An 11,873-nucleotide genomic window follows, 5' to 3' on the forward strand; every position below is an offset into this window, starting at 1 on the left:
CGCGCAACGCAATCGAACGCGCGCGACTCGACCCATGAGTTCCGATAAAAAATGGCGTCGTGCGAACTGAGCGCACCGCGCCTCCCCGCAGTCAGTGCAGCGGACACGGCATGCGGCGCCCCTTCAGCCGGGCCGTCGAACACGTCACGAAAGCAGCCGTGTCGTTGCACGTACAACGAATCAGAAGTGGAGGAGTGTCATGGAAGGCTTTATCACCGACTGGCTGAATCTGGCGATTCGCTGGTTCCACGTCGTCGCCGCGATCGCATGGATCGGCGAGTCGTTCTATTTCGTCGCGCTGGACAACAGCCTGAAACCGCCAACCGACCCTAACCAGCGCAAACGTGGCGTGTTCGGCGAACTGTGGCACGTGCACGGCGGCGGCTTCTACAACATGCAGAAGTACACCGTTGCGCCGCCGGAGATGCCGGACGATCTGCACTGGTCGAAGTGGCCGTCGTACACCACGTGGCTGTCGGGTTTCGGGCTGTTCACGGTGCTGTATCTGTTCTCGCCGACGACGTATCTGATCGACAAGAACGTGCTCGACATGGGTCCGGTCGTAGCTGTCGCTTCGGCACTCGGTTTTCTCGCCGCGGGCTGGATCGTGTACGACTCGCTGTGCCGGATTCTCGGCAATAAAGACAAGGTGCTCGGCATTTGCGTCGGCGCGTATGTGCTGATCGCGGCATGGCTCGCGTGCCACATCTTCGCGGGCCGCGCCGCGTATCTGATCATGGGCGCGATGCTGGCCACGATCATGTCGGCGAACGTGTTCTTCGTGATCATTCCCGGTCAACGCAAGATGGTCGACGCGATGCTCAAGGGCGACACGCCGAATCCGATCTACGGCAAACGCGGCAAGCAGCGCTCGGTGCACAACACGTATTTCACGCTGCCGGTGGTGTTCGCGATGCTGTCGAACCACTACGCGATGACTTACACGCATCCGTACAACTGGGCCGTGCTCGTGATCATCATGCTGGCCGGCGCGCTGATTCGTCAGTTCTTCGTGATGCGTCATCGTGGCCAGGTGCTGTGGTATCTGCCGCTGGTCGGCATCGTACTGATGTTCGGCGCCCTCTTCTGGACGATGCCGAAGCCGGTCGTGCCGCAGGCAGAAGCCGCGAATGCACCGGTGGTGCGCGTGGCCGACATTGCGCCGGTGTTGCAGCAACGTTGCGTCGCATGCCACTCCGCGCATCCGACGATGATGGGCAGTGCGCCCGCGGGCGTGCTGCTCGATACGCCGGATGAAATCTCGCAGAACGCACAGCGGATTTATCAGCAGGCGGTGACATTGAAGGCAATGCCGCTCGGCAACGTCACTCACATGACCGACGACGAGCGTATGAAGATCGCCGCATGGTTTCAGGGCGGCGCGGTGAAGTAACCGATAGGGTCGGGCCGTAGGCCTGACTCTGAGTCTGAGTCTGAGTCAAGTGGAAGCGGGTTTTTCGCGTGAGCGGGAAGCCCGTTTTTTGTTGCCGGCCTCCGATATGTCGACGTATAAGTCGTCCTAAAACGACATGAGCGTATCGGCACTCGTGCGCCTGCTCGAGGCGGCCGGCTACGACCTCAAATTCGTTCCACATGGACACAGCCGCACGCTCGAGGACATCCTCGCGGAGCAACGCGCGGCGGATTCGAACTGATGAGGCTCGACGGAGAGGCAGCATAGCCGCCGTCTTCGGGTAAAAAAAAGCCCACGGTGTGAACTGCACACCGTGGGCTTTTTTTCGCCGACTCACTCGACGCAATCACTCGACGCAATACACCTGATGCCTAAACACCTGATGCCTAAACCGCCACCGCATTCAACACATCTTCAGTCAGCCAGAACGACTCGGCCAGATCCTGCTCGTTGAGGTTCAACCCCTCCCCGCCACGATCGACGACGATAAAGTCGCTCACCTCACCCAATGCGATCAGCGGATGGTGCCACACGCCCTTCGCGTAGTTCACGCCCTGCCAGCCGCTCGTCACGAACGCGCGGATCCGCTGCGGATCCAGCTCGCCCGCCGGCGCGACCACGACCAGATACGGCTTGTCGTTCAGCGGCACAAAAGCCTGACTGCCAAGCGGATGACGTTCGAGCATCGTCACCTCGAACGGCAGCGTACGCGGCTGCCCGCGAAACAGATTGACGAGCGTGCGGCCGCTCTCGTCGGTCACGTCCACTTTCGCGAGATCGTGATAGCGGATCGTGGTGCCGAGATTGATCGGAATCTGCTTCGCGCCTTCGAGTTCGATCACGTCGCCGAACGGCGCGAACGCTTCTTTCGTCAACGGTTCGATGGCGAGCGTCTTCATGATGCGAGCGTGCCCCACAGACGCAGACGCGACACGCCGCCGTCCGGAATGATGTTGAAGCGCACGTGCGTGACCGGACCCAAGGCCGCGATCTCGCTTTCGAAATAGTGCTGGTTGTCCATCTTCAGCTTCTGTTCGCCCAGCAGCACTGGCCAGAACATCGCTTGCGTGACCAGCGAGCTGTCGGTGCCGCCCGTCACGTACGCGGCCTGGATCGAGCAGCGGTCCGGGAAGTTGCCCTTGAAGTGCGCGGTGTCCACTTCGATCTTTTTGATCACGCCCGGCTGCGCCAACGCGACGATTGCCCAGTCGTTACCCGGTTCGCGACGGCGGCGCGTTTCCCAGCCGTCGCCCATGTTCACGCCGCGGCCCGGCATCAGAATCGTCGACGCGGCGCCGAAATGCTGATTGTTCGCCGCGACCAGATACGCGCCGTTTTCCATCGCGGCCAGATCGAACTGCTCGGTGCGGCTCGCGCGCGCCCAGTCGACTTGCGGCTGGCCGTACACACGCAGACGCGCGATTCCGCCGTCCGGATAGATGTTCACGCGCAGGTGCGTATAAGCGTTCGTGTCACCGACTTCGTGATAGTGATGGCTGTTGCCTTGCAACGTGGTCGACGGAACGATTTCAGTCCATTGCGTGGACTGGTTCGGTGCGCCGTCCACCACGCGCGCGGCCTCCACCGACGCTGCCGGCGGGAAGTTGCCCGTGAAGTGACTCGTGTCGAGATCGAGGCCCTTGATCACGCCGGGGCGCGCCAGCTTGACGACGCACCAGTCGTAGCCGGTCGCGCGCTTGCGGCGCGTTTCCCAGCCGTCCATCCATTTGCCGTTGTCGTCGTACTTGCCCGGAATGAAGACGGCCGGCTCCGGATTCAGCATGCGTTCCTTCGGTGCGAAGAAATCGTCGCTGGCCTCGAGCGCCTGCGCGCCCAGACGCGGGTCCGCCAGGTTCACATAGCGACGCGTGAATTCCGGTGCGTTGGGGTCGAGAATCGGGAGTGCCATCGTTGTCTTCCTTAGTCTTTGTTAGTGCTGAAAAGCGTTTCGGTATGCGATACGAGATCCGCGACGCGTAAGGAACTTCACGCGTCGATCAGCTCGTCGAGCCTGAAACGTGCGATGCGATAGATCTGATCGAGGCTCGCGCGCAGTTCGTCGGCGCGGCTGTTGTTCACACGCGCCTCGAAGTTCGCGATGATGCCGTGGCGGTCATAACCGCGCACTGCGAGGATGAAGGGGAAACCGAACTTCTCGCGATACGCGCTGTTGAGCGCAAGCAGCTTGTCGAATTCTTCCTGCGTGCATTGCGCGAGGCCCGCGCCGCTTTGTTCACGCGTCGATTCGGCAGTCAACTCGCCGCGCACCGCGGCCTTGCCGGCGAGTTCCGGGTGGGCATTGATCAACGCCAACTGCTTTTCTTCGCCGGCCGTCTCGACGATAGTCGACATCGTGCGATGCAATTCGTCGATGCTCGCAAAAGGTCTCTGATTCGCGGCGACTTCCGCGACCCACGGCGAGTGCTCGAAAATACCCGACAGCGCCGCGACAAACGCGTCGGTCGAAGTGCTGTTGAGATGGTTCAGAGTGTATTGCATCGCCTTCATGCCGCAGCCCCGCGGTTATTGTGTTGGTAAGGATGATGTTCGCGCCAGTGCCGCGCGATGTCGACGCGCCGCGTTACCCACACACGATCGTGCTGTTCGATGTGATCGAGAAAACGTTGCAGCGCGCGGAAGCGCCCTGGGCGGCCGAGCAAACGGCAATGCATGCCGATCGACAGCATCTTCGGCGCTTCGTCGCCTTCTTCGTAGAGCACGTCGAACGCGTCGCGCAGATAGGTGAAGAAGTGGTCAGCCGTGTTGAAGCCTTGCGGGCTCGCAAAGCGCATGTCGTTGGTGTCGAGCGTGTACGGCACGATCAGTTGCGGGCTCGTGGCGCCGCCCGTCACTTCGACGTCCATCCAGAACGGCAGATCGTCGCCGTAATAATCCGAGTCGTACAGGAAGCCGCCGTATTCCGCGACCAGCCGATGCGTATTCGGACTGTCGCGGCCGGTGTACCAGCCGAGCGGCCGCTCGCCTGTGACCCGCTCGATCGCTGCCATGCCGAGGCGCATGTGCTCCGCTTCTTTTTCCGGCGACACGTCCTGATAGTGAATCCAGCGATAACCGTGGCAAGCAATCTCATGACCCAGTTCGACAAACGCGCGCGCGAGGTCCGGATGCCGCTCGATCGCCATGCCGACGCCGAATACCGTCAGCGGCAAGCTGCGCTTTTCGAACTCGCGCAGAATGCGCCAGACGCCCGCGCGCGAGCCGTATTCGTAGATCGATTCCATGCTCATGTGACGAGCCGGATAAGCGGCCGCGCCGACAATCTCCGACAGAAACTGCTCCGAGCCCGGATCGCCGTGCAGCACGCAGTTTTCGCCGCCCTCTTCGTAGTTCAGAACGAATTGCACCGCGACGCGCGCCCGATTCGGCCAGTTCGCCTGCACCGGGTGGCGGCCGTAGCCGATCAGATCGCGTGGATAGTTCGAGTCGAGTGGCATGGTTTGGCGGATGAATGCGTGGTGACGGTACTGGAATTCGCGTTGGGCCAGTGTAGCGAAAACGCCCGGGTGCGCCCATACACCCGGGCAGATAGTGCGTGTCAGACTGAATGTATGTGCGAGCCCGGTGCGGCGGGGTGATCAGTGGTGTTTACCCGCAGCAAACCTGCGGGGTCCGCGCCTTCCGTCGAGCTTGTGGTCGGGTTCGCTGCGCGCGGCGCGGCGGGGTTCGGATCGACATCGGTCGGACTGAATGCCTCCAGCGCGCCGTCGTAACGCTTCGCGAGCGGCCTCGCATAGTCGCCGCGCTTGGCCGTCGCCAGTCGCAACGCGACCAGCGCCTCGGTCCATTTGAGCGCGGCTGTCACGCCTTCGATCACCGGTGCGCCCAGCGCGTCCTCGATTTCCCTGCACAACTCGGCCATCCCGGCGCAACCCAATACGATCGCGTCGGAACCGTCTTCGGCGAGCGCTCTGCGGCATTCGTCGAGAATGATGCGGCGCGCCGCCGAGCCGGGCTTGTCGAGATCGAGCACCGCGACGTCGGTTGCGCGCACGTTACGGCAGAAGCGCTTCATCCCGTAACGCTCCGCAAGGTGCCATGCCATCCCGCAGGTGCGCGCCAGCGTGGTCACCACCGAAAAGCCCGGTGCCAGCACGCTCGCCGCGTGCATCGCCGCCTCCGCGATGCCGATCACCGGACCGCGCGCCAGTTCGCGCGCCGCGTACAGACCCGGGTCGCCGAAGCAGGCGATCACGTAACCGTCGCAACCTTCGCGCTCGCCGGCCAATACTTCGGCTAGCAAGCCGGGCGTCGCGAGCGCCTCGTCGTAATAGCCTTCGATCGACGGCGGCCCCATCGTCGGATTCACCGCGATCACTTCCGTGCCGGGCGACGCGACCTCGCGCGCGCAGCGGCCCATCGCCTCCGTCATGCGTTGCGTCGTATTCGGATTGATCAGTTTGATGCGCATATCGACTCCTGTTGCGGCCCGCACGCTCAGCGTGCAAGCACGCGATAGAACACGGCACCCAAGGCGGCGCCGATGAACCACGAAAAATTCGCCATGCCGTCGAGGGCCGGCACCATCACGCAGATCACCGCGATCAGCGCGGCCGGCAGCAGCGCCGCCACGGCCCGGTAGTTGACGCCATTCCTGTACCAGTACGTGCCGTCAGGCGACACCGTATAGAGATCGTCGAGCACGATCTTCTGACGCTTCACGAGGTAGTAGTCGACGATCAGGACACCGTACAAAGGTCCGATGAAGGCACCGAGCACGTCGAGCGTGTAGTGGATGACCGCCGGATTGTTGAACAGATTCCACGGCGTGATGAAAATCGACGCCACCGCCGCGAGCATCCCACCCGCGCGCCAGCTGATCAGCCGCGGCGCAACGTTAGAAAAGTCGAAGGCCGGCGACACGAAGTTCGCGACGATATTGATACCGATGGTCGCAATGGTGAAGGTCAACGCGCCGAGAATCACTGCGGTCGGATAGTCGATACGGCCTACGGTCTCGACCGGATCCGTGATCAGTTCGCCGAACACCGGCAGCGTCGCTGCGGTGGTGACCACCGTCACCAGCGAGAACGCGAGGAAGTTGACCGGCAGACCCCAGAAATTGCCGCGCTGCACGCTGCGAAAGCTTTTGCCGTAGCGGGAAAAGTCGCCGAAATTGAGCATCGGCCCGGAGAAGTACGAGACCACCAGCGAAGTCGCGGTGATCATCACCGGCAGCACCTGCATGCCGTGATACTTCACGCCGCCCAGGTTGATGCCGATGTTTCGCCATCCTGCGCGATACACCATGTAGCCCGCAAGAATGAACATCACTACGTAGACGGCCGGCCCGGCGAAGTCGATGAACTTCTTGATGGTCTCCATGCCGTGCCAGAACACCAGCGCCTGCAGAACCCACAGCAACATGAAACCGGCCCAGCCGAGCGTGGAGAGTCCCATTAAGCCATGACGATGCACGTCCGCGTAGGGCAGCAGTTGCGGCACGAATTTCAGCACCACGATCACCAGCGCGCTCGACGCCAGATAGGTCTGGATGCCGTACCAGGCCACCGCGATCAGGCCGCGAATCACGGCGGGAATATTGGCGCCGAGCACACCGAAAGTCGCGCGGCAAGCCACCGGATACGGCACGCCGTTCGCCTGACTCGGCCGTGCGATCAGATTTGCACAGCACATTGACGATCGTAATGCCGACGAGCAGCGCAATCAGCACCTGCCAGCTCGTCAGCCCGAGCGCGAACAGACTGCCCGCGAACACGTAGCCGCCGACGCTGTGCACGTCCGACATCCAGAACGCGAAGATGTTGTACGCGCCCCAGGTTTGATTGCGCAACGGCGCGAGGTCTTCGTTGTAGAGACGCTCGCTGTAACCTGCGGGTATCGACGGATCGCCGGACCCGCCACCTTCGCCGTAGGTGGGAATGGCGGGATTGACGGGTGCTGCACTGAACTGGGCCATGATTCCTCCTTGGGATAGGGACCATCGATAGCGAATCGAGGGACTTGCATCGGCTATGCCAGAAGCGCCCTCCTCGCTCAATCGGAGCGGAGGATGGGAACGCCGTTAGGCAGGCCGCGCCGCGGATGTTTTGTCTCGACGAATTCGTCGTATTGGTCGTCGAATTCATCGTTGCCGCACGCCGGCTGCCGCGGATTCCCGGCGGTGCGTTACTGCTCCCAGGCTGTCGCCCGGCGACGGCCACGCGTGCGCAAGCCGGCAGCGCTCACGCCGAGCCGCCTTGCAACGCTTTTATCCCGTTCAGTTCAGTTCAATTCAGTGCGGCGCGCACCGGCATGGAACTCGCGCCGGCCGTGGGGCTTTAACCCGACGCGGTCTTGTTTTTCGGTGCGCCGTTATGCACACCAAACACTTCGTGCAGATCGGCCGCGCCACGTGCGGGGCGGTCCAGCATCTTCAACTCGACGCTTTGCAGATGGCGCGACATCAACGCCGCCGCCTCTTTTGCATCGCCGGCGTCGAGCGCGGCGAGAATTGCTTCGTGGTCCTCGAACGAGCACGGGCTGCGTCCAAGCGATTCATAGAGTGCCGAAATCAGCGTGGAGCGCGCCACCAGTCCGTTCAGGCAATCGCACAGCACGGTGTTGCCGGTGAGCCCGGCAAGTTCCGTGTGAAACTCGCCCGACAGACGAATCCACGCCGGAAAATCACGCGTTTCGAACGCCTTGCGTTCGCGGCCGATCATATTGCCGATGCTCTTCAGACGCCGCATACCGTGGCCGCTGCAAATCTTTTCAACCACGGCCAGTTCGACGATGCGACGCATCTCGAACACCTCGTGCACTTCCTGCAGCGACGGACTCGCGACGAACGCGCCGCGATTCGGTTCGAGGTCGACCAGATGGTCTGTAGCCAATTGCGCGAGCGCCTGACGAATCGGTCCGCGCTTCACGCCGAATACTTCGCACAACTGCGCTTCTGTGAGTTTCGCGCCCGGCGCCAGCCGATGCTCGAGGATCGCGGCACGGATGCGCTCGGCGATCGCTTCGGGTTTGGAACTGTTCGCGGCAGCGGTTTCTGTGTCGGACATGATGTTCGTCTCGGTATGTTGGCCATCATAGGATGGACATAATGATTGTCAACAATTTTTGTTTTTAATCGCGACAATCCTGAAGTGGTGAAGGCTTGTGGTCGGAGGTGATAGTTAATTCAGGCCTCGTGTGCGTTGATCATCAGCTTAATTAACTGCGATCCCCCTCGTTTGTTGATGGCTGGATTTTGTCAACAAAACAGGAAGACCTTCACGGGACGATGTGCATGCTGCTGCGCTTCAAACACAGGCCGTTAGTTGCATTTTTGACTCGAAAAAAAAACGGGCAAACGCCCGCTTCCCCTATGTTGCGAACCTCAGGACAAGTACGGATAACCCGACAACGTCAACCTGAACCCATGGGCATTGGCGACCAGATGCGCGTCCGCGCCGACCGGCAGCGTCAGCATATTGGCCACATGCCCGAACTGCAGCCCCGTGACGACCGGAATACCGATCACCGAGCGCACCTGTTCGATCATCGCGTGCAGATCGTAGCCATTGTCGTAGTCGTACGATTTGCCGCCGGAGAAATCGCCGAGCACCAGCGCCTGCTGCCGCGCGAGGATACCCGACAGGTGCAACTGATAAATCATCCGCTCGAGCCGGAACGGCTGTTCGTTGACGTCTTCGAGAAACAGGATGCCGCCCTCCACCGGCGGCATATACGGCGTGCCGATCAGCGACACCAACACCGCCAGATTGCCACCCCACAGCATGCCGGACACGTCGACGCTTTGCGGTTGCGGCGCGTTGCTGCTGACTACCGTTGTCGGTCTGGTGAGCGCCGACCAGAAATGCTGCATCGTGAACTCGCTCAACTCTTCTGCGCCGAAGTCGCTCGTCAACATCGGGCCGCCGAACGTCTTCACGCCGGCGCGCGCGAGCAGCGCAAGCTGGACGGCCGTGAAATCGCTATGGCCGACCAGCGCGACCGGCTGATCGGCGAGACGCCTTTGCAGACCTTCGTAATCGAGCCCGTGGAGGATTCGCACAGCGCCGTAGCCGCCGCGCACGGCCAGTACGATATCGGGCAGTTCGCGCGACGGGTCGGCGAGGCGGTTCAGATCCGCGGCACGTTCGCCGTCGGTGCCGGCGAAACGCTGATAGCGGCGACGAGCCGACTCCAGCCCTTGGACGCGGTGCCCCTGCGCCTGCAAGCGCTGCACCGCGCGATGCACCACGGCAGGATCATGCGGGTAGCCCGAAGGCGCAATCAGTTCGATGGTGCGATGGACGGCCATGGGCAAGACCTGTTGAAGTTGTTCTGGTGGAGCGGCTCAATGGTGACCGGGTTCGCCGGGTGGCTCGGTGCGAACGCCGGCGCAGGTGTCAGGAAGTGCGTTTTCGGCCTGCGCCTCGCCGCGGGCCGCCGCACGCGCTTCACGGCTCGCGCGCCGCCGTTCGGCAAAGAACGATTTCAGCGCTGCGCCGCATTCATCTTCCAGTATGCCGCCGGTTACCGTGGTGTGATGATTCAGTTGCGGATTCGCAAATGCATCGACGACGCTGCCGCACGCCCCCGTTTTCGGATCGCGCGCGCCGAATACGACACGCGCAATGCGCGCGTGCATGATCGCACCGGCGCACATCAGACAGGGCTCGAGCGTCACGTACAGCTCGCAGCCCGGCAGCCGGTAATTTTCGACAGACTGAGCGGCGGCTCGCAAAGCGATCATTTCCGCATGCGCCGATGGGTCGTGCGCGCCGATCGGATGATTGAAACCCGTGGCGATGACTTCGTCGCCCCGCACCAGCACCGCGCCGACCGGCACCTCGCCGGCGGCGCGCGCTTCTTCGGCAGCGGCCAGGGCCTGGGCCATGAAGCGGCGATCGCGCACGGAAACGGCCGGCGCTGCAGACGCAGGCGGACCAGCGAGTGCCGCCGATTCGGTGGAATCCGAGTCGGGCACATTGGAATAGGCAAGCGGCTCGCTCACTGCGAACCCGCGTCAGATGAATTGGGGTTGCCCGCGCGTTCGGACAGCCGCTCCGCAATCCGCCGGCAGTATTCGCGCGGCAGCACCAGCGGCCCTCCGCGCAACGATTCGAGCGCCATATACAGCGCCAGCATGCGAGCCTGGAGACGACAGCGTGCAGCCTTGTCGCTTACGGCATTCAGCTCCGCTTGCAAGTCGCGTAGCGCGCGCAGCTGTTCGACAGCCGGCGGCACGAAACCAGCGTTCTTCAGGATCCGGTTAGCGACGTGCACTTCCTCGGGGACGAGCGCATCGTCTTCCAAGGGCAACGGCGCGCCTGCGCCCGGCAAAGCATCGAACTCGCCGCGCGCGGCAGCGGCGGCAATACGTTGTTCGACTAACGCATCAAGCAATTTCATCGGCAATCCACTACGTTGCGGCCCGAGCATTCTATCAGGGAGCGCACGACGGTTCCGACCGCCTGACGGCAAGACAACGGGACGGGCGCGAACGTTCACCCGGCCGCCAACGGCCAACGTGCAAGCGCGATATGGCGCGTGCGCCCGAGCAGACTATGCACCAGCGCGAACTCGCGTACATTCCAGCTGACTGCTTCGACAGCGCGCTCCGCAATCCACGGTACGCCATAAGCCAGCGTGACGTGCGGCGTGTACGACACACCTGTTGCCGCCGCTCGTGCCTCGAAGCCTGCGCCCTGCAAGGCCGACCCGAGCGCGTCGTGAAGCGTATGAAGTCCGACGACGCCCTCGCCACCTGTCAAAACCAACGGCCCCGGTCGCGGCTTTGACGCGAAACTGGTCGCGCGATCAAACTCCACACTAAAAGGCGCCATGCTGATGGACGCAGCCGCTCGCATTGCCGCATCGACCCGCTCCGGCGGCAACCCGCCCACAAAATTGCCCAGATGATGCAGCGTAACGTGCAGGCGCTTCGCCGCGAGCGGCTTACTCCGCGTGCGAGTCTCGGCGCACAGTTGACGCGCAAGCTTGCCGATGCTCTCTGCCGTATTCGAGTTCGGAAAAACCGCGAAAAAGAGACCATCTGTTGGGGTTGGCGGCGCCTCCAGTCCTGGCAACCACATTTGTTCAGGCATCACACGCCTGACAGAGTGACGCAAACATGGGGATGAATCTCCGTTCATTGATGCGGGACGCCCCGCTCGTCCGACAACCTTGAATGTTCGCCTGCAGAAGTTTCACAACACTGCGCTCCCGGTTCAAAAACGCTTGAATTCGCTGCCTGCCTACGTACAATACTGTACATCCATACAGTATCGGCGACAACATGGAAACACTCAGAAAGCTGGAAATATTGGCCGACGCGGCAAAGTACGACGCGTCCTGCGCGAGCAGCGGCGCGCCCAAACGCGGTTCGCGCGGCGCCGAGGGCCTCGGCGCCAGCACAGGCGCGGGCATATGTCATAGCTTTACGCCCGACGGGCGTTGCGTGTCGCTGCTGAAAATCCTGCTGACCAACTTCTGTTTGTACGAC

11 protein-coding genes and 3 pseudogenes are annotated in these 11,873 nt (G+C 62.3%); 3 read left to right on the forward strand and 11 right to left on the reverse strand.

The genetic code is table 11. The features are described from left to right. Positions 1–199 precede the first annotated feature (199 nt). On the forward strand, positions 200–1,393 hold the full coding sequence (locus PQQ51_RS30240) for a urate hydroxylase PuuD (RefSeq protein WP_408500869.1): 1,194 nt from the start codon (positions 200–202) through the stop codon (positions 1,391–1,393). Between the two features lie 130 nt (positions 1,394–1,523). Beyond that, positions 1,524–1,655: pseudogene (locus tag PQQ51_RS30245) on the forward strand (transcriptional regulator); the annotation flags it as partial. A 145-nt stretch (positions 1,656–1,800) separates the two neighbouring features. Here the strand turns inward: PQQ51_RS30245 and PQQ51_RS30250 are convergent. The 11 genes and pseudogenes from PQQ51_RS30250 to PQQ51_RS30300 all read right to left on the reverse strand — a co-directional run bounded on the left by PQQ51_RS30250 (position 1,801) and on the right by PQQ51_RS30300 (position 11,475). Next, positions 1,801–2,313 (reverse strand): ureidoglycolate lyase, encoded by a 513-nt coding sequence (locus tag PQQ51_RS30250; RefSeq protein WP_408500870.1) that lies wholly within the window; start codon positions 2,311–2,313, stop codon positions 1,801–1,803. Next, positions 2,310–3,323 (reverse strand): allantoicase, encoded by a 1,014-nt coding sequence (alc, locus tag PQQ51_RS30255; RefSeq protein ID WP_408500871.1) that lies wholly within the window; start codon positions 3,321–3,323, stop codon positions 2,310–2,312. The genes PQQ51_RS30250 and alc overlap by 4 nt, the downstream gene beginning before the upstream one ends. 77 nt (positions 3,324–3,400) lie before the next feature. After that, a complete protein-coding gene (gene uraD, locus PQQ51_RS30260) occupies positions 3,401–3,922 on the reverse strand; it encodes a 2-oxo-4-hydroxy-4-carboxy-5-ureidoimidazoline decarboxylase (protein WP_408500872.1) in 522 nt (173 codons plus the stop codon). Beyond that, a complete protein-coding gene (gene puuE / locus PQQ51_RS30265) occupies positions 3,919–4,869 on the reverse strand; it encodes an allantoinase PuuE (RefSeq protein ID WP_408500873.1) in 951 nt (316 codons plus the stop codon). The genes uraD and puuE overlap by 4 nt, the downstream gene beginning before the upstream one ends. A gap of 101 nt (positions 4,870–4,970) precedes the next feature. Beyond that, positions 4,971–5,843 carry an aspartate/glutamate racemase family protein gene (locus PQQ51_RS30270; protein ID WP_408500874.1) on the reverse strand — a complete coding sequence of 291 codons (873 nt, stop codon included), beginning with the start codon at positions 5,841–5,843 and terminating at the stop codon, positions 4,971–4,973. Between the two features lie 26 nt (positions 5,844–5,869). Further along, positions 5,870–7,352 (reverse strand): annotated as a pseudogene (locus PQQ51_RS30275) (NCS1 family nucleobase:cation symporter-1). Positions 7,353–7,713: 361 nt separating this feature from the next. Then, positions 7,714–8,442, reverse strand: a complete 729-nt coding sequence (locus PQQ51_RS30280) for a GntR family transcriptional regulator (protein ID WP_408500875.1) — start codon at positions 8,440–8,442, stop codon at positions 7,714–7,716. A gap of 317 nt (positions 8,443–8,759) precedes the next feature. Then, positions 8,760–9,686, reverse strand: coding sequence for a muramoyltetrapeptide carboxypeptidase (gene ldcA, locus PQQ51_RS30285; RefSeq protein WP_408500876.1), 927 nt, complete (start codon positions 9,684–9,686; stop codon positions 8,760–8,762). Between the two features lie 36 nt (positions 9,687–9,722). Beyond that, positions 9,723–10,382: a tRNA adenosine(34) deaminase TadA gene (gene tadA, locus PQQ51_RS30290; RefSeq protein WP_408500877.1), complete on the reverse strand. Its 660-nt coding sequence runs from the start codon at positions 10,380–10,382 to the stop codon at positions 9,723–9,725. Then, complete coding sequence (locus PQQ51_RS30295; RefSeq protein WP_408500880.1) at positions 10,379–10,780, reverse strand: DnaJ family domain-containing protein; 402 nt, start codon at positions 10,778–10,780, stop codon at positions 10,379–10,381. Before PQQ51_RS30295 ends, tadA begins: the two co-directional genes overlap by 4 nt. A 95-nt stretch (positions 10,781–10,875) precedes the next feature. Beyond that, positions 10,876–11,475: a 2'-5' RNA ligase family protein gene (locus PQQ51_RS30300; protein WP_408500878.1), complete on the reverse strand. Its 600-nt coding sequence runs from the start codon at positions 11,473–11,475 to the stop codon at positions 10,876–10,878. 191 nt (positions 11,476–11,666) lie between these two features. On the opposite strand from PQQ51_RS30300, the pseudogene PQQ51_RS30305 reads away from it, so the two are divergent. Continuing rightward, positions 11,667–11,873, forward strand: a pseudogene (locus tag PQQ51_RS30305) (putative DNA modification/repair radical SAM protein); the annotation flags it as partial.

Origin of the sequence: Paraburkholderia xenovorans, from assembly GCF_046030735.1 — a bacterium.
Classification (GTDB): domain Bacteria; phylum Pseudomonadota; class Gammaproteobacteria; order Burkholderiales; family Burkholderiaceae; genus Paraburkholderia; species Paraburkholderia xenovorans_A.